This window comes from Streptomyces sp. NPDC007088 (genome assembly GCF_042869355.1).
GTDB lineage: Bacteria > Actinomycetota > Actinomycetes > Streptomycetales > Streptomycetaceae > Streptomyces.
In genome coordinates this window covers 81,038-102,386 of the sequence record NZ_JBIAFO010000017.1, presented here as the reverse complement: position 1 = coordinate 102,386, position 21,349 = coordinate 81,038, and the positions used below count along the sequence as shown (strand labels likewise).

The following is a 21,349-nucleotide window of genomic DNA, read 5'->3' as shown; positions in this document are numbered from 1 at the left end:
GTCAATTCGCCGCCGTCAGCATCACCAGGAGCGGGACCACTCGCGCCCCCGGCACCTCGTACTGCGCCCGGCCCGCCGCCCGGAGCCAGCCGGCCGCGGTGAGCTGGCGCAGGTGGTGGTAGATCTGGCCCGTCGTCCCGAGCCCTTCCGTTCCGGTCAGTTCGGCCACCGTGTGCCGACCGGCCAGGATCTCCCGGAGCAGTCGCAGCCGTACGGGATGGCCGAGAGCGGCCAGAGCATCGGCGGCGTCCGACCAGTCCGGCCCGAACAGGGAGGCGGTCGTACGCCCGTACTGCCACTCGTACCGCAGCCCGCCCGGCAGGCCCACCGTGCCCGCGAACAGAACCCCGCCCTCGGTCACTCCCTCCGCGTCGAACAGCCCCTTCAGCGCCTCCAGAGCCCAGAAGTCCTTGTCCGTCCGCACGCTTTCGCCTTCACCGCGATCACCTCCCGTCGGCCCCTCCAGCGCGGCGACCCGCGCCTCCAGTTCGGAAACCCGCTCTTCCAGTCCCATCACGCACCCTTACGTAGTTACGTAATTCCCACAGTCGCAGACCGCCCAAACCCGACCGCCGGGAAAATCCTGAACGCTTTCCCGGACCCGGACCCGGACCCGGACCCGGACCCGGGCCCCGGCACCCGGCACCCGGCCCCCGACCCCTGAAGCCTCCCCGGACGGACCACGGAAGCCACGGCGCCGCGTCCCGGTGCGCGCCACACGCACCGGGACACGGGACGGGCACGGGAAAGGCCCCCGCCCGGTCCAGGTGACCGGGCGGGGGCCTTCCCCTATCCGTCGTTCGTCGTTCCTCGTTCCGTCGTTCCTCGTTCCTCGTTTTGTCGTGCGAACGGGAACCGCCGCAGCGCCGCTAGGCGAGCAGCGCCGGAACCGTGCCCTCGTGGGCCTCGCGCAGCTCCGTCAGGGAGAGGGCGAACTCGCCCTGCACCTCGACCGCGTCGCCGTCCACGACACCGATCCGGGTCACGGGCAGTCCGCGCGCTCCGCACATGTCGGTGAAGCGCAGTTCCTCACTGCGCGGCACGGACACGACGGCGCGGCCGGCCGACTCCGAGAAGAGGAAGGTGAACGCGTCCAGGGCGTCCGGGACGACGAGCCGCGCGCCGACGCCGCCGAGCAGGCAGGACTCGATCACCGAGGTGACCAGGCCGCCGTCCGACAGGTCGTGCGCCGCGTCGATCATCCCGTCGCGCGAGGCGGAGATCAGGATCTCGCCGAGCAGGCGCTCGCGCTCCAGGTCCACGGCCGGCGGCAGCCCGCCGAGGTGGTCGTGGACGACCTCGGACCACGCCGAGCCGCCGAACTCCTCCTTCGTGTCGCCGAGGAGGTAGAGCAGCTGCCCCTCCTCCTTGAAGGCGACCGGGGTGCGGCGCGCCACGTCGTCGATCACGCCGAGCACCGCGACGACCGGCGTCGGGTGGATCGCGACGCTGCCCGTCTGGTTGTAGAGGGAGACGTTGCCGCCGGTGACGGGGGTGCCGAGCTGCTGGCAGCCGTCGGCGAGGCCGCGGATGGCCTCGGCGAACTGCCACATGACGGCCGGGTCCTCGGGGGAGCCGAAGTTGAGGCAGTCGGAGACCGCGAGCGGCTTCGCGCCCGTCGTCGCCACGTTGCGGTACGCCTCGGCCAGCGCGAGCTGAGCGCCGGTGTACGGGTCGAGCTTCGTGTAGCGGCCGTTGCCGTCGGTCGCGAGGGCGACGCCGAGGCCGGTCTCCTCGTCCACCCGGATCATCCCGGAGTCCTCGGGCTGCGCGAGGACGGTGTTGCCCTGCACGAAACGGTCGTACTGGTCGGTGATCCACGCCTTCGACGCCTGGTTCGGCGAGGAGAGGACCTGGAGCACCTGCTGCTTCAGCTCGGCCGCCGTGGCCGGGCGGGGCAGCTTGTTCGCGTCGTCGGCCTGGAGCGCGTCCTGCCACTCGGGGCGGGCCAGCGGACGCTCGTAGACCGGTCCGTCGTGGGCGACGGTGCGCGGGTCCACGTCGACGATCTTCTCGCCGTGCCAGAAGATCTCCAGCCGGTCCCCGTCGGTGACCTCGCCGACGACGGTCGCGATGACGTCCCACTTCTCGCAGATCGCGAGGAACCGCTCGACCTTCGCGGGCTCGACGACCGCGCACATGCGTTCCTGCGACTCGCTCATGAGGATTTCCTCGGGCGAGAGCGTCGAGTCGCGCAGCGGTACGTCGTCGAGGACGACGGTCATGCCGCCCGAACCGTTGGAGGCGAGCTCGGAGGTGGCGCAGGACAGTCCGGCCGCGCCGAGGTCCTGGATACCGACGACGAGCTTCTCGGCGAAGGCCTCCAGGGTGCACTCGATGAGCAGCTTCTCCTGGAAGGGGTCACCGACCTGCACGGCGGGGCGCTTGCTGGGCTTCGCGTCGTCGAAGGTCTCGGAGGCGAGGATGGAGGCGCCGCCGATCCCGTCACCGCCCGTACGGGCTCCGTAGAGGATGACCTTGTTGCCCGCGCCGGACGCCTTCGCGAGGTGGATGTCCTCGTGCCGCATGACGCCGACGGCACCGGCGTTGACCAGCGGGTTTCCCTGATAGCAGGCGTCGAAGACGACCTCGCCGCCGATGTTCGGCAGGCCCAGGCAGTTGCCGTAGCCACCGATCCCGGCGACGACGCCCGGCAGGACGCGCTTGGTGTCGGGGTGGTCGGCGGCGCCGAAGCGCAGCGGGTCGACCACGGCGACCGGGCGGGCGCCCATCGCGATGATGTCGCGCACGATGCCGCCGACGCCGGTCGCGGCGCCCTGGTACGGCTCGACGTACGAGGGGTGGTTGTGCGACTCGACCTTGAAGGTCACCGCGTAGCCCTGGCCGACGTCGACGACCCCGGCGTTCTCGCCGATACCGACGAGCATGGCCTCGGACTCGGGGGCCTTCTCGCCGAACTGCCGCAGGTGGACCTTGCTGCTCTTGTACGAACAGTGCTCCGACCACATGACGGAGTACATGGCCAGCTCGGCGCCGGTGGGCCGGCGGCCGAGGATCTCGCGGACCCTGAGGTACTCGTCCTCCTTGAGGCCGAGTTCCTTCCAGGGGAGGTCCACATCCGGGGTCGCGGCCGCGTTCTCGACCGTGTCCAGGCTCATGCGCTTACCAGCTTCTTCAGGATCGAGGTGAAGAACCCGAGGCCGTCCGTACCGCCGCTGCCCACGAGGGGGTCCACGGCGTGCTCGGGGTGCGGCATGAGGCCCACGACGTTGCCGGCCTCATTGGTGATGCCCGCGATGTCGCGGAGCGCGCCGTTCGGGTTGACGTCGAGGTACCGGAAGGCCACGCGCCCCTCCGCCTCCAGCTCGTCGAGTGTCCGCTCGTCGGCGGTGTAACGGCCGTCCATGTTCTTGAGCGGAATACGGATCTCCTGACCGGCCGTGAAATCGGCGGTCCAGGCGGTGTCCGTGGTCTCCACACGCAGCTTCTGCTCACGGCACACGAAGCGCATGCGGTCGTTCTGGAGCATGGCGCCCGGCAGCAGATGCGCCTCGGTCAGCACCTGAAATCCGTTGCAGATACCGAGGACCGGCATTCCGGACTTCGCCTGCTCGATGATCGATTCCATGACCGGGGAGAACCGGGAGATGGCACCGGCCCGCAGATAGTCGCCATAGCTGAATCCACCGGGAAGGACGACCGCGTCGACCTGATGCAGATCCTTGTCGCGGTGCCACAGCGGAACGGCCTCCGCGCCGGCGACCCGCACGGCGCGCTGAGTGTCGCGATCGTCGAGCGTACCGGGAAATGTGACGACGCCAATACGAGCCGTCACGACTCCACCTTTACGACGAAGTCCTCGATGACGGTGTTCGCGAGGAACGTCTCCGCCATCTCACGGACGCGGGCCAGAGCCGCCTCGTCGACCGGCTCCGCCACCTCCAGTTCGAAACGCTTTCCCTGACGCACGTCGGAGATCCCGTCGAAGCCGAGGCGCGGCAGTGCACGCTGCACCGCCTGCCCCTGGGGGTCGAGGATCTCCGGCTTGAGCATGACGTCGACTACGACGCGTGCCACTGGCACTCCCGGTGTGTGGTGCTTCGTTGAGCTTGTCCGTTCAGCGTACCCGGCCCGATTTTCTACGCGGGTAGACAACTGTTACCTGTGACGGCGGTCACCCGGACCGCGCTGGGGCGGGAACCGGCCCGCACTCCCACCGGCCTTTCGCGGGCCGCGGGCGGCGGTCAACTGATCGCCCGCACAAAGAGAAAGGGCGCGCTCGCGGGCCACATTTCACCGGGTGGACATCGCACGGGACGGCTCCCGCCGAGCGCGGGAACACGCGCCGTGAATGAGATGGTCTTCCCCATTCCACACCGACCGCTGTACAAAGGAATCAACCAGGAAAAGACATTCGGAAAAAAGCGGATCCCTTCGATGATGCGCACCGTCCCCGTATGTCCGTGTCCCGTGCGCCGCCGTGCACACGGGACACTCCCGGCCCAGGACAGTCGGGCGGCCCCGCCGCCGACGAAAGGACCGATATTCGTGGCGCAGCGTGTCGTGGTCACGCTTTACGACGACACCGACGGCAAGGAAGCGGCGGAAACCGTCACTTTCGGGATCGACGGCAAGTCGTACGAGATCGACCTCAGCCAGACCAATGCGGAGAAACTGCGTGAGGCCCTGGAGCCTTATGTGGCGGCTGGCCGCAAACGCTCCGCCTCGGGCCGCGCGTACCGGCGCACCGCCGTGGCCGCCGATCCCGCGGCCGTGCGCGCGTGGGCCCGCTCGCACCAGCTGGAGGTGCCGCAGCGCGGCCGCATCCCGAAGAAGGTCTACGAGGCGTTCGAGGCGGCCAACTGAGGAGCGGCCGGCCGTTGCTCCCCCTCGCCCCCGGACCCCCGGGTGCGGGGAACGGGAGGGGGCCACGGCCGGACCGACTGACGGCGGCCGGGGCCCGGTCCGGGTCCCGGCCACTGCCGGCTGACGGGGCGCCAAGGAGGGGCGGGGCCCGACTTGCACAGCACCCCAGGTGATCCGCTAGAGTCTGGAGCACGCCGAGGGGCGAGGCCGGAAGGCCGGAACCCCGAGGATCTCGCGGGTGTAGTTCAGTAGTAGAACACCCCCTTTCCAAGGGGGAGGCGCAGTGTGCAATTCCTGTCACCCGCTCTGCATCGCTCCACCGGTCCTCCGGATTCGGGTAGAGTGACGCGAGCGCCGATCGGTGAGAGCCGGTCGGATGCGATGCGGACGTAGCTCAGTTGGTAGAGCGCAACCTTGCCAAGGTTGAGGTCGCCAGTTCGAATCTGGTCGTCCGCTCAGCGAAAGCCCCCAGTACCTTCGGGTACCGGGGGCTTTTTCGTGTCCGGTCCCGCAGCTGTGGGTGCGTACCCGTCCCGCTCGTGCGGGTGCGTATCCGGCCCCGCCCGCGCGGGCGCGTTCGTGGGCGAGGCGACCGGCACGAACCGGGGCGTGACGGGCCGCCACCGTTCGTGTGCGACCTTCGCGAGAGCCCCCGGTAAGCCTCGTGGCAGCCGTGGCAGCCATGGCAAGCCTCGTGGAAGCTGTCCGCGACGCGGGAGCTGTCCGCGACCATCGTGGCAGCCGTCCGCGGCCTCCGCGGCAGCCGTTCGCGACCGTCCTGGCAGCTGCCGCGGACGGCGTTCCGTGGGATCTGCCGCTCTCCGTCTGACATTTGTCATGCCGCTTCATGACACCGCGCACTGACCGGTGCCCGCGCGAGGGGACAGGCTTGGGGCATGAACAGTGCGATGGACACCACGCGGGTGATCGACGTCACCGATCTGCGGCGGGTGTACGGGGGCGGGTTCGAGGCGGTCCGGGGCGTCAGCTTCCACGTGGACCGCGGCGAACTCTTCGCCCTGCTCGGCACCAACGGCGCGGGAAAGACCTCCACGGTCGAACTCCTCGAAGGGCTCTCCCAGCCGGCCGGTGGCCGGGTCCGGGTCCTGGGGCACGACCCCTACACCGAACGGGCCGCCGTGCGGCCCAGGACGGGGGTCATGCTCCAGGAGGGCGGTTTCCCCTCCGAACTGACCGTCGAGGAGACGGTACGGATGTGGGCGGGCTGCACGAGCGGGGCGCGACCGGTCCCGGAGGCTCTGGGCCTCGTGGGGCTGGAGCGACGCGGCCAGGTGCGGGTCAAGCAGTTGTCCGGCGGGGAGAAACGCCGGCTCGACCTCGCGACCGCCCTGCTCGGCCGCCCCGAGGTGCTGTTCCTGGACGAGCCGACCACCGGGCTGGACGCCGAAGGGCGCCGGGAGACCTGGGACCTCGTACGGGAGTTGCGGGCGGGCGGCACCACCGTCCTCATGACGACGCACTACCTGGAGGAGGCCGAGGCGCTCGCCGACCGCCTCGCCATCCTGCACGAGGGCCGTATCTCCGCCACCGGCACGGTGGCGGAGGTCGTGGCCTCCCAGCCCTCCCGCATCAGCTTCGTCCTTCCGGAGGGCTACCACCTGGGCGACCTGCCGCCGCTGCCGCGGCTCGGCGCGGAACTCGTCGAGGACGAGGCGCTGGGGCTCCGGGGCCGGAGCGGCGAGGAGGGCCGGGCGAAGGGCCCGGAAGGCGGCGGGAGCGAGCGCGTCGAGGACCGGGCCCGCGCCCGCAGGACCGTGCGGCTGCGTACGCACCGGCTCCAGCACGCGGCGACCGAACTGCTGGTGTGGGCGAGGGAGCAGGGGGTCGAGCTGTCCGGGCTCGATGTGCGGGCGGCCTCACTGGAGGAGGCGTTCCTGCGCATCGCCCGGGAGACGGAGAACCCTGCGCTCCCGCGGGCGGCGGGCTCGCCGGAGCCGGACGAGCCCGTGGCCCCGGCGGGCCGGAACCGGAAGAGGAAGGTCCTGCGATGAAGGCCGGCACAACGCACCCAGAAAAACCCGCACCGGTGACCGGCGACCGCCCGAAGACGGCGACGACGACGGCGGTCAGCAGGATGGGGGCCCTCGCCCGCGTCGAACTGATCCTCCTGCTGCGGGGGAAGGGAACCCTCTTCGCCGCGCTCGTCGTGCCGCTCGTGCTGCCCTTCAGTTTCCGCGGCGCGGCCAAGGGGCTGGATCTCAGCGGGACGGGACTGACCCTGGGCACGGTGCTGCTGCCCGGCGCTCTCGGTCTGTCGCTGCTGTTCGCCGTGTACAGCTCACTCGTCGGGATATTCGTGGCCCGGCGTGAGGAACTGGTCCTCAAGCGGCTGCGTACGGGCGAGCTGCACGACCGCGAGATCCTGCTGGGCGCCGCGCTCCCCGCGATCGGGATAGGGCTCGCGCAGTCCGTGGTCCTCGTGGCCGGCTTCGGGCTGCTCATCGGCGTCGAGGCACCGAAGGCCGTCTACCTCGTGGTCCTGGGCATCCTGTTCGGGCTGCTCCTGTCGGTGACACTCGCCGCGCTGAGCGCCACGGTCAGCCGGACCGCGGAGAGCGCCGCGCTCACCGCGATGCCGATGCTCATCCTCACGATGATCGGTTCCGGGGTCGCCGTACCGCTCGACGTGTTCCCCGACGCGCTCGCCCATGTGTGCCGCGTCCTGCCGCTGACCCCGGTGATCACGTTGCTGCGGGGTGGCTGGGCCGGGAACCTCGGCACGGGCGAGACCCTGGTGGCGCTCGGCTCCGCCTTGGCCTGGTCGGTGCTGACCGTGTTGGCTGTGCGGAAGTGGTTCCGCTGGGAGCCGCGACGTTAGGACCCGGCACACCGGGCGTACGGGACCACCGACAAGGCCCACCGGTACAGAGAGGGCTACGCCGGTACAGAGAGGGCTACGCCGGTTCAGGGGGCGAGGAGGGCGATCGTGGACGACGGGACCAGGGACCGCGGGACGGGCGGCCGCGGGACGAGTGACGACCAGACGCGGCCCGGCCCGGGGCGCGACCGGCCCGAGCTGCCGGCCGACGGCGAGGCCGGAGGCGGCCGGACGAGGTCCGGCGGGCGCGGCGGGGCCAGGGACGGGCTCACGGAGGGCATCAAGGACGGCATCAAGGACGGGCTGCGCCGCAGGATCTGGGGCAGCCGCAGTTCGGTCCAGAAGATCGACGCCTACAGCCGGTTCAGCCTGTGCCTGGTGCCGTGGGTCTTCTACGCCGGCTGGGCACTCCCGATCCTGTTGATCGATCCGCCGGTACGGCCGGTGGACGTGGGCCTGAGCGTGGCCCTGGGCGTCATCGGCCTGGCCCTGTGCCTGGCGACCCGGTCCGCGCTCCTGGGCAGTCTCGACCGGTATCTCGGCAAGGGGGACTGCTCCAGGCGCTCCCTCGTCCTGCTGCTCGTGCTGACCGCGCTGATGCTCGGGACCGCCGAGGCCCTGGTCGTACGCGGGGGGATCGTGGTGGGCGGCCTCGCCATGATCGTGATGTTCGCGTTCTTCCCGGTCTCGGCGGTCTACGCCCTGCGCCTGAGCCCGAGCCGCTTCGTCCCCGTACTGCTGGGGACCGTGGCCGGATGCGCGCTCGTGTTCCTGATCCCCGACCCGGCGGGTGACACCTCGGGCACGCTGACCGGCGTCGCGATCTGCGCCGGGCTGCTCGGGCTGGCCTCGACCAGGCCCTGTGCCTGGAGCCTCGCCGCCACCTGGGAGGTGGAGCGGGCCAAGGAGACCGAGGCGCGGCTCGCGGTCGCCGAGGAACGGCTGCGGTTCGGGCGCGATCTGCATGACGTGCTGGGCCGCAACCTCGCGGTGATAGCGCTCAAGAGCGAACTGGCCGTCCAGCTCGCGCGACGCGGGAAGCCGGAGGCGGTCGAGCAGATGGTGGAGGTCCAGCGCATCGCCCGCGACTCGCAGCGCGAGGTCCGCGAGGTGGTGCGCGGATACCGGGGCATCGATCTCGGGGCCGAACTCCTCGGCGCGCGCAGTGTCCTTGAGGCGGCCGGCATCGAATGCGAGTCGGCCGCGAGCGCCACCGAGGACCTGCCCGCTCCCGTCCAGGCCGCGCTGGCCTGGGTGGTACGGGAGGCGGCCACCAACGTGCTGCGGCACGGAGACGCCCGCCACTGCGCGATCACCCTCGCCACGAGCCGCAGCGGCACCAGCCTGACCGTGGAGAACGACGGCGTGCCGGACTCGCTCGTCCCGTCCGGGACCGGCTCGGGCCTGGCCGGCCTGCGCGAGCGCCTCGGCACGGTCGCGGGCACCCTCGAAGCGGCCCCCGCCGGGCCCGGCCGCTTCCGGCTGTGCGCGCGTGTGCCGGCGGTGGCCCCCGTCTCCGAGGTCTCCGAGGCGGAGGACAGTGAGCCAGCCGCTCCAGCACCTGCCGCCGGTCCGGCGGCTGTTCCCGGTCCGGCTGCCCTCGTCCGTCCGACGCCTGCCGCCGGTGCCGCTGCGGGGTCTGTTGCCCGTCCCGCTGCGGGGCCCGCTCCCGGCCTTGCCGCCGGTTCGGGTCCTGGTCCGCGTATCGGCTCCGGGCCGTACTCCGGTCCCGAGCCCGAGCCCGAACCCAACCCCGGAACCCGCCCACGTCCCGTCACCGCTGCCGCTGCCGAAGTGGAGGTCGAAGCCGAGGTGGAGACCGAAGCCGTTGCCGAGGCCGACGTGGAGACCGAAGCCGATACCGGGGCCGACCCGGAGGTCGAAGCCGGGACCGAGGCAGCCGTCCTCCCGACCGCCCCCGCTCCGCGTGCCGCCGAGGTCTCTCTCACCACGGGTGCCGCCGGCGCAGAAGCGGTGTCTGCCCGTCGGGCCCCGGCGACCGCCGGACCCGCCCCGTCCGCGTACTCCTCCTCTGCCGCTCGCACCGCCTCTGCCCCCGCCGTCCCCGGTCCGTCCTCCCGTCCCCTTCCTCCGCCACGATGAGGCAGTCACAGCGATGAAGAACCTTCCGCCCGTCGACCCGGCAGGCCCGCCACCGGCCGCCGTCCGTGTCCTGCTCGCCGACGACGAGCACCTCATCCGTGGGGCGCTGGCCGCTCTGCTGGCGCTGGAGGACGATCTGCTGGTCGTGGCAGAGGCGGCCTCCGGTCCGGAGGCGCTCGCCATGGCGCTCGCGCACGAGCCCGACGTCGCCGTGCTCGATCTCCAGATGCCCGGGAGCGACGGTGTGAGTGTCGCCACAGCTCTCCGAGGACAACTCCCCACCTGCCGCACCATGATCGTCACGAGCCACGGGCTGCCGGGCCACCTCAAGCGCGCACTGGAGGCAGGGGTGCGCGGCTTCGTGCCGAAGACCGTGAGCGCCCAGCGGCTGGCCGAGATCATCCGGACCGTGCACGCCGGAAGCCGTTACGTGGATCCGGAGTTGGCGGCCGACGCCATCGCCGCCGGGGATTCCCCGCTCACCGTGCGGGAGACCGAGGTCCTGGAACTCGCGGCCGACGGCGCCCCGGTGGCGGAGATCGCCGAGCGGGCCGCGCTCTCCCAGGGGACGGTCCGTAACTACCTCTCCTCGGCCGTCACGAAACTGGGAGCCGAGAACCGTCACGCGGCCGTGCGCACAGCACGCCGCAGAGGTTGGCTATAGTGGACGCACGCACGGAACGCCGACGCGCAAGCGCGGGCAGCAGTGCGGTGCGGACGTAGCTCAGTTGGTAGAGCGCAACCTTGCCAAGGTTGAGGTCGCCAGTTCGAACCTGGTCGTCCGCTCAGCGAAAGCCCCCAGTACCTTCCGGTACCGGGGGCTTTTTCGTACCCCGGTACGCGGGCCCGGCCCGCGCGGGTCCGCGTGGGGCCAGTACGTGTGCGGGGGCGATGTTTCACGTGAAACACCGCCCCCGCACACGCGCCGTACGTGCTCACCACCCGCTCGCGTGTCCGGGCGGATCAGGACCAGCGCACGCCCGTCAGTCGCTCGTACGCCTCGATGTACTTCCCGCGGGTACGGTCCACGACGTCCTGCGGCAGCGGCGGCGGGGGCTGCTCGCTGTGCCGGTCCCAGCCGGACTCGGCGGAGGTCAGCCAGTCGCGGACGAACTGCTTGTCGAAGGAGGGCTGCGGGCGGCCCGGCTCCCAGGTGTCGGCGGGCCAGAAGCGCGAGGAGTCCGGGGTGAGCACCTCGTCGGCCAGGACCAGTTCCTCACCGTCGTAGCCGAACTCGAACTTGGTGTCGGCGAGGATGATGCCGCGTTCCTTCGCGATGTCCCTGCCCCGGGCGTAGACGGCCAGGGTGGCCTGGCGCAGCTCGGCAGCGGGTTCGGCGCCGAGCCGGCGCGCGATCTCCTCGTAGCTGACGTTCTCGTCGTGCTCGCCGACCTCGGCCTTGGTCGCCGGGGTGAAGATCGCGGCGGGCAGCTCCGAGCCGTCCTCCAGTCCCTCGGGCAGCGCGAGCCCGCAAACGGTGCGCGACTGCTGGTACTCGACGAGGCCGGAACCGGCCAGGTAGCCCCGGGCCACGCACTCCACGGGTGCCATCCGCAGAGAACGGCACACCAGGGTGCGGCCCCGCCAGTCCTCGGGGGCGCCGGGCGGCAGCGCGGTGGAGATGACGTGGTTGGGCACCAGCTCGGCGAGCTGGTCGAACCACCACAGCGACAGCTGGGTCAGCACTCGCCCCTTGTCGGGGATCTCGGTGGGCAGCACCCAGTCGTACGCGGAGATGCGGTCACTGGCGACCATGACGAGGTCGCCCGCTTCGTTCTGGTAGAGGTCGCGCACCTTGCCGGTGTGCAGATGCACCAGCCCCGGCACCTGCACGGCCTCGGGCTTTTCGACGAATCCGGACACGGTTCCTCCCCGTGGTTCTGTCCAATTCCTCCGATTGTCCCGTACGTCGTGCGGGAGAGCCTGATCAGGGGGTGCGAGGCGCGTGCCCGTTCCGTGAACCGTCCCGCGCACGCGGGCACGCGGGCACGCGGGCGCACCCGGGACGGGGACGCCGGGGGGAACGCCGGGGACGGGCACGCGGGCGCACCCGCGACGGCCACGCGGGCGCGTGCCGCCTCGGAGGCCCGTCGGCAGGCTCCGGCACCGTCCCGGCGCGGGACCCCGGCCCCGGGGGCTCCTGCTCAGTCCCTCTTGCAGATGCGGTCGAGGAGGTTGGCGGTGGCGCGCTGGATGCGGGTGTCGACGTGTCCGGGCCGGTCCAGCGCGGGCGACCAGGCGAAGGTGCCGGAGGCGAAGACCAGGGCCCCGCTCGGCGCCCGGTACAGGGAGGTCTCCTGGTGGCGGGTGACGCCCCCGTCGTCGTAGGGGGAGTGGGCGAGCAGGACACGGTCCTCGTGCTCGGGCAGGGCGGTGCGCGGGAAGTAGCGGTCGGCCTCCCCGGCCACGAGCCCGGTGATCTCGTCGCGCTCGTAGGCCCCGGTGGCCTCCCACAGCCAGTGATCGGCGTGCCGGACGACCAGCGGGGCCGGTTCCGGCACCCGGCCCGCGTACTGGATGCCCATGATCTGCTGCTCCGGCCGGTCGATCTCGCGCCACAGCGAGGGCTTGCCGGGGCCGCGCCGTTTGCGGCAGGTCAGCAGCCGGTCGGGCACGCCCGAGGCGGAGGGTCCCAGCTCCACCTGCCAGTACATCGTGTTGGCGGAGAGGAAGACGAGCGAGGTACCGGTCTCCTTCGCGAGTTCCGTCGTCCGCCGCATCGGCACCGACCAGTACTCGTCGTGCCCGGGGAAGACGAGGCCCCGGTAGCGGGTGGGGTCGATCCGGCCCGCGTGCAGATCGCGGGCGTCCGCGTAGGCGAGGTCGTAGCCGTAGCGCTCGGCCCAGCGGATGAAGTCGTAGGCGTGGCCCACGTGCAGGGGCAGCCCCGCGCCCGCGTACGGCCGGTCGAAGGAGACCGTGACGGCCGCGTCCTCCTCACCGAGCAGCTTCCCGGACCCGTCCCACGCGTGGTAGAGGCTGGCACCCGAACGTCCGTCCTCGGGGTACAGGTTGTACGCCTGCCAGGTCACGTCGGGAAGCAGGAGGAGCAGGTCCGCCGGATCGCTGTCCCGGACCGTGAACGGCACGTGCGAGCGGTGCCCGTTCTGCGTCGTCAGCACCGCGACGTACGCGCCGACCTTCCAGTACGAGGGGACCTGGAGCCGGTACGACATGAACCAGTTGTGGCACGACACCGTGCGGTCGGCGATAAGCGGCCGGGACTGCGTGATGCCCGCCTGCCGGGGGGTGGTGGTGATCTTGGCGGCTCCGGCCCCGCCGTAGTGACCGATGCGGTAGATGTCGATGAAGAAGGGCTGCGGCGGGTCCACCGTGACGTGGAAGTCGAGGGAGTCCCCGGGCGCGACCGCGCCCGTCGAGGTGAAGCCCTTGATCTGCTGGTGCACGTCGTCGGAGGGGCGGGTGCCGCCGTCGCCCGTGCGCGGACCGGGAACCAGCACCGCCCCCGGAGCCGGGGCGTGATCGACGTACCAGGGCACCACGTGCCCGGTGTCGTCGAAGTACGTCTCACTGCCGCGCAGCCACGGCAACGGCCCCTGCCCGAAAGGGTCCGTCACGGCGTGCGCGAGGGCACCCGACTCCCAGCGCCTGATCTGCCCCGACCCCATACGTTCCCCTCCCTCGCTCCCCCGGCCCCTGTGGTGCTCCGCTGCTCGATCCTGCGGGTGGTGCGTGTGTGGATGTGCCGCCGGTGGTAGTGCGTCGTACGTGCGGTAGTGCGTCGTGCGGTGACGGCGCGCCGCCCCACGGGGGTGCGTCGCGCCGCGGTGGAACGGCGTCCGGAGCGGTACGCCGTGCCGCGGTGGTTACGTCGTGGACGGGCCGTCGGCGGTGGTGTCCGGCCGGGCCCTCGTCGGCGGACCCGGCACCCGCGGCGGTCCGCCTCGCAGGGCGCACCCCTCCCCTTCGGCCACCGCTGATACGGCCCTGCGGACCCAGCACATCACATTACGCACGCATCCCGTCACCGTTCGTCTCTCCTGGCAGGAAGCGGATTCACGGCCTCCGCTACGGGTGCCCGCCGCGCCACCTCCTGTGCGCCCGTACGCCCCCTGATGCTGCTTGTCCCGGCCGCGAAGGTCTGCACAACGAGTACGGGCACGGCCCCGGGAGCCCGGAGGACGCGAGGGGGAAGGGGCCGCGCTCAGCGCCCGGAGAGCGCGAGGGGCGGGGGCGCTCAGGCCAGCCGTATCGGCTTCTCGGGACGGATGCCGAGCCGGGCCAGCCAGCGGCGCAGCGGTATGGAGTCCCCGTCCTCGACGAGGCTGCGCACCCGCGCGCCGAGGTCCTTGGCCCGCTCGCCCTCGACAAGGAGCGCGGGCCCGTCCAGCCAGTCGAGACCGGGCGCGGCTCCGGCGGTGTCGACGGCCGCACAGCACACCAGCGCGGTCACGTGGTCGGTCAGCAGCTCCTTGCCGGTACGCGGCGACTGGAGCGGGAAGAGCGGGAGGCCGCCCTCGCCGCCCGCCCCGGACACCACGTCCCCGGCGCCCGCACGGGCGACGGGAGCGGCCGCCTCCTCACGGGCGAGCCGTGCGGCGAGCCCCGCGGCGAGCGCTTCCGTCGGGGGGTGAGAGACCGCTTCCGCGTCCACGGCCTCAGTGTCGGTCTCCGGGCCCCCGGCGGACGAGTGCGCCGAGGCGGTCGCGAACCCGTCCCCTGAACCCTCCACGGGGCCGCCAGCAGGGCCGTTCACGAGTCCGTTCTCAACAGTCCGGCCGCGCGCCGCCTCACCTCCTCGGGTCTCCTCCGCGCGCCGTTCCCTGGGCGCGAGGACCCTGACGGGAGACGAGGCGGAGGCGGGCGAGGTGGGAGCCGGCGAACCCCCCGAGGGAGAGGTTCCGGAGGGGGAGGTTCCGGAGGAGGGACTACCGGAGGAAGAGGCAGAGCGGCCCGGGTCCTGGCCGGGAGGGGTGGTCCGTGCGCGCTCCGGGCTCCCGGCCGGTCCGTGCCCGGACTCGGGCAGGGCGTCGCGGAAGCTCAGGCGGTCCAGCACACGGGCCAGGGTGAGACCGCGCGCCGTCCCCGAAGCCGCAGTCGCAAGCGCAGTCCGCCGGCCGCCCGGCCCCCGCGGGTCGCTCAGACCGCCCCGTTCCCCCCGCGGACCACTCAGCTCCTCCTGACCGCCCGGACCAGGCGCACGGCGGGGACCGTCCGGACCACCCGCGCCGCCCCAGCCGTACGGCTCTTCCGGGCCGACCGCTCCGTCGTCCGCGTGTTCCGCGCCCTTCCCCCCGGCGGAGGCCGTGTCCAGAGCGTCGAGCACGGCGTGCAGGCGGGCCGCGTCGCGGCGCCAGGTGCGGTCGACGACCTCCTGGGGGTACTCCTGCCAGCTGACCGGGGACCAGTCGGAGCCCTGGCCCGTCGGATCACCGTGAAAAAGACGGGCCGCGAGCAGGGAGGCGGCCTCGTCCACCAGACCGGGCTCCTCCAGCAGGTCGCAGGCGGGCCGCTCGTCGAGCCGTGCCGCGAAGCCGTCCGCGAGACGGTCCCGGCGGGAGAGTTCGGTCAGCGCGGCCACCACCCCCGCGTCGAGCCGGGACGGCCAGCGCCCCATGCGCCAGGCGGGCACGGCGACCCGCGTCAGCAGCCGGTCCCAGCCCGCGTAGGCGAGGCCGACCTGTTCCTGGGCCACGATCCGCTGCCCGTAGTCGACGGCACGGGCCCGTTCCGCGGAGGCCGCGGCGACGTACCGCTCCATGTCGGAGGCGGCGTCCCTGCACCGTACGAGCAGCAGCCGCGCGATGCGTCCGGGGGCACCGAGCACCAGGCGCCGTACGGGATGGGAGCGGGAGCCCGCCACGGCGACGGCCGCGTCGAGCCCCCGGACGAACCGCCGCGCGGCCGCTGTTCCGGGATGCGCGGCGGGCCCCGTGCCGGCCACGACGGGGGCGAGCAGCGCGCGCAGTTCCGCCACCCGCATCCACCACAGGAAGGGCGATCCGATGACCAGGACGGGTGCCGGCGGCGTCGAGCCGGAAGAACCAGAAGAACCGGGAGAACCCGAGAGGGCGGAAAGAGCGGAAGAACCGGAAAGGGTGGAAGAGGAGGCGGCGGCGGAGCCGGGGTCCCCGCCGGTTCCTGCCGCGCCGCGGCGTCCGCGTTCCTCCAGCCAGCTGTCGCAGTCCGGGGTGAGCGCTATCGCGGAGGGCGCGGGCACGTCGAGGGCCTCGGCGAGTTCGCGTACGAGCCGGTAGAGGTCGGGCGCGGAGCGCTCCGCGACGGGCACGGTGGGGCTCTGCGCCGGGGCGGCGCGCGCGATCAGCAGCGCGGTCGCTCCGGCGAGCAGCAGGACGAGGACGGCGAACGCCGAGACGCCGTCGCGCGCCACGTCCCATCCGGGGCCCGTGAGCCGCCCGGTGCCGGCGGCCGCCCACAGGACGACCGCGACCGCGGCGGGCAGCGCCGCGCAGGCCACGGCCCGGCCGCGCACCCGCAGCACAGCGGCGGCCCGGGTCCGCGCGGCCAGCGCGCCCACCTCCACACCCTCACCCGTCACGACCTGCCGCCCCCTACCCCTGGTACCCGCCGGACAGGCACCGTTGCGCCCGGCACCGTCGGACCGCGTCGGCCTGCCGCGCGGCGCTCTCCCCCATGCGCTCCCCGTACCACCCGTACCGCCCGTGCTCGACGTACAGTCCGTGCCTTTCCCGCAGCCCGTGCCCGTCGTACAGAGCGCTCGTCCCGTGCTGCCCGCACAGCCCTCGCGCCCCGCGCCTCCGGTACGCCCACGCCCGGCCCGCGTCCCCCACGCGCCCCGGCTCCCGCGTCCGGTGCGCGGGGTGCGTCCAGTGAGCGGAGGGCGTCCGGTGCGCGGGGTGCGTCCGGTGCGCGAGAAGGAACCGGCGCACGGGCCGCATCCGGAATGCGGGCCGCATCCGGAGTGCCGGCCGCATCCGGAGTGCCGGCCGCGTCCGGTGCGCGTGGCCGAGCACGCGGGAACCGGCGCGCCCGGACGGGCGCGGGGCACCGCACCCGTGCCCGGCGGCCTGCCGCTTCGCGTACTTCATGGCTTTGCTCACACCCCCACTGTGGCACCGCCCTCCGACATCGCAATGCCGGTGGGCCAAGTGCCTCACTCCGCTCCGCGCCTCACCGGTCCGCCCCCGTGAATCCGGCGGAGCGCTTGCGCGGCACCCTAGTTGGGGCTTCGACACGCGTCAGCCGGATAGACCATCGATCACTCGATGGAATGGCTTTGGGCAAAGGTGCTGACAACGGCCGACAACAGAGAACCCCGGGGCCCGTACGCGCGTTCGTGCTGCGTACGGGCCCCGGGGCCGGTGTTCTGGTGCCTGTCCTGGACGCCTCGCCGGTCCCGCCGGAGGGCGCGCGCCGTTCAGTGTGCGCGGCTCAGCGGGTGGGACCTGGGCGGGTAGGGCTTTGGGCGGGTGGGGCTCAGCGGGTGGCCGCCGCGGCGGACGCCGCGGAGGCCGCGGAGGCCGCGATGTCGGTGCGGTACTGGGAGCCGTCGAGGCCGATCCGGGAGACCGCCGCGTAGGCCCGCTCCCGGGCCTCTCCGAGGTCGGTGCCGGTCGCGGTGACGGACAGGACGCGACCGCCCGCGCTGACCACGGCGTCCCCCTCCCGCTTCGTGCCGGCGTGCAGGACGTACGCGTCCGGGGCGTCCTTGGCCGCGACCTCGTCCAGTCCGGTGACCGGGTCGCCGGTACGGGGCGTGCCCGGGTAGTTGTGGGAGGCGATGACGACGGTGACGGCGGCGTCCTCGCTCCACCGCAGCGCGGGCAGCGCGTCGAGGGTGCCGACGGCGGAGGCGTGCAGCAGTCCGGACAGCGGCGTACGGAGCCGGGCCAGCACGACCTGCGTCTCGGGGTCGCCGAAGCGGGCGTTGAACTCGATGACGCGCACACCGCGCGAGGTGAGCGCGAGGCCCGCGTACAGCAGCCCGGAGAACGGCGTACCGCGCCTGCGCAGCTCGTCCACGGTGGGCTGGAGCACGGTGCGCAACACCTCGTCGACCAGTCCGGGCTCGGCCCAGGGCAGCGGCGAGTAGGCGCCCATGCCGCCGGTGTTGGGGCCTTCGTCGCCGTCCAGGGCGCGCTTGAAGTCCTGGGCGGGCTGGAGCGGGAGGACGGTCGTGCCGTCGGTGACGGCGAAGAGGGACACCTCGGGGCCGTCGAGGAACTCCTCGATGACGACCCGGCCGCAGGCGCGGGCGTGGGCGCGAGCCTCCTCCAGATCCTCCGTGACGACGACTCCCTTGCCGGCCGCGAGCCCGTCGTCCTTCACGACGTACGGGGCGCCGAAGGCGGCGAGCGCCTCATCGGCCTCCTCGGGCGTCGTGCAGACGTAGGCGCGGGCGGTCGGCACCTGGGCGGCGGCCATGACGTCCTTCGCGAACGCCTTGCTGCCTTCGAGCCGGGCGGCCGCGCCGGAGGGCCCGAAGCACGCGATGCCCGCCGCGCGCACGGCGTCGGCGACCCCGGCGACGAGCGGCGCCTCGGGCCCCACGACGACGAGGCCGGCCTCCACTTCGCGCGCGAGCCGGGCGACGTCGGCCCCGTCGAGCGGATCGACGGGGCGCAGCTCGGCGGCCTCGGCGATCCCGGCGTTGCCAGGGGCGCAGTACAGGGCGTCGACGGCGGGGTCGAGCGAGAGAGAACGGCACAGGGCGTGTTCGCGGGCACCGGTTCCGATGACAAGGACCTTCACGGGTGCAGCCTAACGGGCGGGCCGCAGGGGGCCGGGGGCGCGTTTGGCGGGCACCGGCGCGGAACCCGGCGAGGAGCTGTGGTGAGAGGGCGGCGTCGGAGCTGTCGTACGAGGTCAGGGGCGAGGACCGTCGTAACGGTCGCGGGGGCGAGGGGGCACGGAATCTGGGCGGTCAGGCCAGGTCAGGTCAGGTCAGGTCAGGCGCGAACCCGGCCGCCCGGCTCACCCGGCACTGACGCGCGCCCGGCTGACTCGGCGCTGTCGTACACGCGACTCACTCGTTGTCGTACTCGTCCACGACGGTCGCGCCGAGTTCGCGGACGATGAGTTCGTATCCGCTGAGCGCGCTCTCCACGAGGTCCGGGTCGTCCTCCTGCGGGACGTCGTCCTCCAGGGAGACCGGCGGTCGTACCGGTGCGGGTGCCTGGTTCTCCGGGGCGGCGGGCCGCGGCGCGGGGGCGGACGGGGCCGGGCGGGGAGCCGGGGCGGACGGGCCGGACGCGGGCGGGGCGGCGGGGGCCGGGTTCCCGTACCCGCCCGAGGGAGCGGACGGCGCGGCGGGCGCGGACCCACCGCCGTACCCCCCGTTGCCGCCACGAGCACCGCCGGGCGCGGGGGAACCACCGAAACCGGAACCGCCGGGAGCGCCTTGTCCCCCCGGCGCGCCCGGACCACCGGAAGCGGGTCCCGGGCCGCCGAAACCTGAACCCGAGCCGCCGAAACCTGAACCGGAGCCCCCGAAACCGGAGCCGGGTCCGCCGGCCGGTCCTCCGGCACCGCCACCGCTCCCGCCGCCGGAGGGATCGATGACGGCCTCGATCTTCCACTGCACGCCGAAGCGGCTGCTGAGGGCCTGGCGCAGGACGTCCTCACTGCCGCTGCCGGAGAAGTTGTCGCGGGCGCCGGCGTTGACGAAGCCGATCTGGAGGGTGGTCCCGTCGAACCCGGTGACCTGGGCGTTCTGGCTGAGCAGGATCCAGGTGAAGCGCCGCTGGTTCTTGACGGCCTCCAGGATGTCCGGCCACAGCGCACGCGGATCGAGCCCGCCCGCCGCCGGGGCGGCCGCCGGTGCCTGGGCGGGCGCGGGTGCCGGGCCGGAGCCCGGAACGGGACCGGTGGGGGCGGAGGAAGGAGAGGCACCGGTGGGCCAGCCGCCCGGTCTGCGCCCCGCCCCCCCGCCACCGGCCCCGGTGGTGGCGGGCCAGGAACCGGGCGTGGCGGGGGCCGCGGTCGGCGCGGCCTGTTGTGGAGCGGGGGCGGCGTCCGGCGGGGCCGCGGGCGCGGGCTGCGGAGCCGTGGGCTGCGCGACGGGGGCCACGGGGGCCGGGGCCGGGGCGGCGGCCTGGGCATAGGCGGCGGGCGGGGGCCCGGAACGCTCCAGGCGGTCGAGCCGGGCGAGCAGGGACCGTTCGTCGTCGTAGGCGGCGGGCAGCAGCACGCGGGCGCAGATGAGTTCGAGCTGCAACCGGGGGGAGGTGGCCCCGCGCATCTCGGTGAGCCCCGCGTTGACCAGATCGGCGGCGCGGCTCAGTTCGGCGGCACCGAAGACGGACGCCTGGGCCTGCATGCGTTCGACGAGGTCGGCGGGGGCGTCGATGAGCCCCTTCTCCCCCGCGTCCGGGACGGCGGCGAGGATGAGGAGGTCGCGCAGCCGCTCCAGCAGGTCGGCGACGAAGCGACGCGGATCGTTTCCGCCCTCGATGACACGGTCGACGACCTCGAAGGCGGCGGCCCCGTCCCCGGCGGCGAAGGCGTCGACGACGGAGTCGAGCAGCGAACCGTCGGTATAGCCGAGCAGCGAGGTGGCCATGGCGTAGCTCACACCGCCGTCGTCGGCACCGGCCAGCAACTGGTCCATGACGGACATCGAGTCACGCACCGAACCGGCGCCGGCCCGGACGACGAGCGGCAGCACCCCCTCCTCGACCTGGACCTTCTCGTGCCCGCACACCTCGGCGAGGTACTCGCGCAGGGTCCCGGGCGGCACGAGCCGGAACGGGTAGTGGTGGGTACGCGAGCGAATGGTCCCGATGACCTTCTCGGGCTCGGTCGTCGCGAAGATGAACTTGAGGTGCTCCGGGGGCTCCTCGACCACCTTCAGCAGGGCGTTGAACCCGGCCGAGGTGACCATGTGAGCCTCGTCGATGATGTAGATCTTGTACCGGCTGGAGGCAGGCCCGAAGAACGCCTTCTCCCGGAGGTCACGCGCGTCGTCCACCCCACCGTGGGAGGCGGCGTCGATCTCGATGACGTCGATCGACCCCGGCCCGTTGCGCGCGAGAACGCGACAGGACTGGCACTCCCCGCAGGGCGTCGGAGTGGGCCCCTGCTCGCAGTTCAGACAGCGGGCGAGAATGCGCGCGCTGGTCGTCTTCCCGCAGCCGCGCGGCCCGCTGAACAGGTACGCGTGATTGACCCGGTTGTTCCGCAGCGCCTGGGACAACGGGGCAGTCACATGCTCCTGCCCGATGACCTCGGCGAAGGACTCGGGGCGGTAACGGCGGTAGAGCGCGAGAGACGACACGTCTACGAGGTTATAGGCGCCCACGGACAACCGGCCCGCCCCGGCGCCCCGGCCCCGGCCCGCCCGCGACGCCTCTCACGCCCCGGCCCCGACGGCCCCGGGCACGAAGACGCCCCCCACGCACCCGCCAGAGCCGACCTACCCTTGCTGCCTTCCGGCCCTGGGGGATTCAGTCAGATAGCGCCACGTGAGGGGCTGCGCACACAGTACCCGATCCCGGCCCCGGGAACGAGTTCGCGAGCACGCCCCGAGGTCATGTAATGTCTCCAGCGGAGGATTCGCCTAGAGGCCTAGGGCGCACGCTTGGAAAGCGTGTTGGGGGCAACCCCTCACGAGTTCGAATCTCGTATCCTCCGCCATTG

General features: G+C 72.8%; 14 protein-coding genes, 4 tRNA genes and 1 other RNA gene. 9 read left to right on the top strand and 10 right to left on the bottom strand.

Translation table 11 applies throughout. From position 1 onward, the window contains the following. Window position 1: 1 nt before the first annotated feature. From ACFYMP_RS24550 to purS, 4 genes are all read right to left on the bottom strand, one after another. A complete protein-coding gene (locus ACFYMP_RS24550; protein ID WP_388861498.1) occupies window positions 2-514 on the bottom strand; it encodes an ArsR family transcriptional regulator in 513 nt (170 codons plus the stop codon). A gap of 355 nt (window positions 515-869) precedes the next feature. Further along, window positions 870-3,119, bottom strand: coding sequence for a phosphoribosylformylglycinamidine synthase subunit PurL (purL, locus tag ACFYMP_RS24545; protein ID WP_388861496.1), 2,250 nt, complete (start codon window positions 3,117-3,119; stop codon window positions 870-872). Continuing rightward, complete coding sequence (gene purQ / locus ACFYMP_RS24540; RefSeq protein ID WP_363149631.1) at window positions 3,116-3,796, bottom strand: phosphoribosylformylglycinamidine synthase subunit PurQ; 681 nt, start codon at window positions 3,794-3,796, stop codon at window positions 3,116-3,118. The genes purL and purQ overlap by 4 nt, the downstream gene beginning before the upstream one ends. Beyond that, a complete protein-coding gene (purS, locus tag ACFYMP_RS24535; protein ID WP_363149632.1) occupies window positions 3,793-4,038 on the bottom strand; it encodes a phosphoribosylformylglycinamidine synthase subunit PurS in 246 nt (81 codons plus the stop codon). The genes purQ and purS overlap by 4 nt, the downstream gene beginning before the upstream one ends. A 471-nt stretch (window positions 4,039-4,509) precedes the next feature. On the opposite strand from purS, the gene ACFYMP_RS24530 reads away from it, so the two are divergent. The 8 genes from ACFYMP_RS24530 to ACFYMP_RS24495 all read left to right on the top strand — a co-directional run bounded on the left by ACFYMP_RS24530 (window position 4,510) and on the right by ACFYMP_RS24495 (window position 10,555). Further along, window positions 4,510-4,827 (top strand): Lsr2 family protein, encoded by a 318-nt coding sequence (locus ACFYMP_RS24530; protein WP_363149633.1) that lies wholly within the window; start codon window positions 4,510-4,512, stop codon window positions 4,825-4,827. Between the two features lie 234 nt (window positions 4,828-5,061). After that, window positions 5,062-5,133 (top strand) — tRNA-Gly (locus ACFYMP_RS24525). Window positions 5,134-5,210: 77 nt separating this feature from the next. Next, window positions 5,211-5,283: transfer RNA gene (locus tag ACFYMP_RS24520), tRNA-Gly, on the top strand. Between the two features lie 440 nt (window positions 5,284-5,723). Continuing rightward, the gene (locus tag ACFYMP_RS24515; protein WP_388861493.1) at window positions 5,724-6,839 is read left to right on the top strand and encodes an ABC transporter ATP-binding protein; all 1,116 of its coding nucleotides are present in this window, start codon (window positions 5,724-5,726) and stop codon (window positions 6,837-6,839) included. Next, window positions 6,836-7,666 (top strand): ABC transporter permease, encoded by an 831-nt coding sequence (locus tag ACFYMP_RS24510; protein WP_388861491.1) that lies wholly within the window; start codon window positions 6,836-6,838, stop codon window positions 7,664-7,666. Before ACFYMP_RS24515 ends, ACFYMP_RS24510 begins: the two co-directional genes overlap by 4 nt. Window positions 7,667-7,774: 108 nt before the next feature. Beyond that, window positions 7,775-9,769 carry a sensor histidine kinase gene (locus tag ACFYMP_RS24505; protein ID WP_388861489.1) on the top strand — a complete coding sequence of 665 codons (1,995 nt, stop codon included), beginning with the start codon at window positions 7,775-7,777 and terminating at the stop codon, window positions 9,767-9,769. Window positions 9,770-9,782: 13 nt separating this feature from the next. Further along, the gene (locus ACFYMP_RS24500; protein ID WP_388861487.1) at window positions 9,783-10,433 is read left to right on the top strand and encodes a response regulator; all 651 of its coding nucleotides are present in this window, start codon (window positions 9,783-9,785) and stop codon (window positions 10,431-10,433) included. A 49-nt stretch (window positions 10,434-10,482) separates the two neighbouring features. After that, window positions 10,483-10,555 (top strand) — tRNA-Gly (locus ACFYMP_RS24495). Between the two features lie 177 nt (window positions 10,556-10,732). Here the strand turns inward: ACFYMP_RS24495 and ACFYMP_RS24490 are convergent. The 6 genes from ACFYMP_RS24490 to ffs all read right to left on the bottom strand — a co-directional run bounded on the left by ACFYMP_RS24490 (window position 10,733) and on the right by ffs (window position 21,187). Then, window positions 10,733-11,632: a phosphoribosylaminoimidazolesuccinocarboxamide synthase gene (locus ACFYMP_RS24490; RefSeq protein WP_388861485.1), complete on the bottom strand. Its 900-nt coding sequence runs from the start codon at window positions 11,630-11,632 to the stop codon at window positions 10,733-10,735. 281 nt (window positions 11,633-11,913) lie between these two features. Next, a complete protein-coding gene (locus ACFYMP_RS24485; protein WP_388861483.1) occupies window positions 11,914-13,398 on the bottom strand; it encodes a N,N-dimethylformamidase beta subunit family domain-containing protein in 1,485 nt (494 codons plus the stop codon). Window positions 13,399-13,967: 569 nt separating this feature from the next. Further along, window positions 13,968-16,289, bottom strand: coding sequence for a hypothetical protein (locus ACFYMP_RS24480; RefSeq protein WP_388861481.1), 2,322 nt, complete (start codon window positions 16,287-16,289; stop codon window positions 13,968-13,970). A gap of 899 nt (window positions 16,290-17,188) precedes the next feature. After that, window positions 17,189-18,463 (bottom strand): phosphoribosylamine--glycine ligase, encoded by a 1,275-nt coding sequence (gene purD, locus ACFYMP_RS24475; protein ID WP_388861479.1) that lies wholly within the window; start codon window positions 18,461-18,463, stop codon window positions 17,189-17,191. A gap of 274 nt (window positions 18,464-18,737) precedes the next feature. Further along, window positions 18,738-20,987 (bottom strand): DNA polymerase III subunit gamma and tau, encoded by a 2,250-nt coding sequence (locus tag ACFYMP_RS24470; protein ID WP_388861477.1) that lies wholly within the window; start codon window positions 20,985-20,987, stop codon window positions 18,738-18,740. 104 nt (window positions 20,988-21,091) lie between these two features. Further along, window positions 21,092-21,187: signal recognition particle sRNA small type (gene ffs / locus ACFYMP_RS24465), an RNA gene on the bottom strand. A 71-nt stretch (window positions 21,188-21,258) separates the two neighbouring features. Between ffs and ACFYMP_RS24460 the strand changes: the two genes are divergently transcribed. Next, window positions 21,259-21,346 (top strand) — tRNA-Ser (locus tag ACFYMP_RS24460). The last annotated feature ends 3 nt before the right edge of the window (window positions 21,347-21,349 follow it).

What these genes read in the sequence shown, in the direction of transcription:
- ACFYMP_RS24550 (WP_388861498.1), bottom strand. Translation starts at nt 514, where the DNA reads ATGGGACTGGAAGAGCGGGTTTCCGAACTGGAGGCGCGGGTCGCCGCG.
- ACFYMP_RS24515 (WP_388861493.1), top strand. Translation starts at nt 5,724, where the DNA reads ATGAACAGTGCGATGGACACCACGCGGGTGATCGACGTCACCGATCTG.
- ACFYMP_RS24510 (WP_388861491.1), top strand. Translation starts at nt 6,836, where the DNA reads ATGAAGGCCGGCACAACGCACCCAGAAAAACCCGCACCGGTGACCGGC.
- ACFYMP_RS24485 (WP_388861483.1), bottom strand. Translation starts at nt 13,398, where the DNA reads ATGGGGTCGGGGCAGATCAGGCGCTGGGAGTCGGGTGCCCTCGCGCAC.
- ACFYMP_RS24500 (WP_388861487.1), top strand. Translation starts at nt 9,783, where the DNA reads ATGAAGAACCTTCCGCCCGTCGACCCGGCAGGCCCGCCACCGGCCGCC.
- purL (WP_388861496.1), bottom strand. Translation starts at nt 3,119, where the DNA reads ATGAGCCTGGACACGGTCGAGAACGCGGCCGCGACCCCGGATGTGGAC.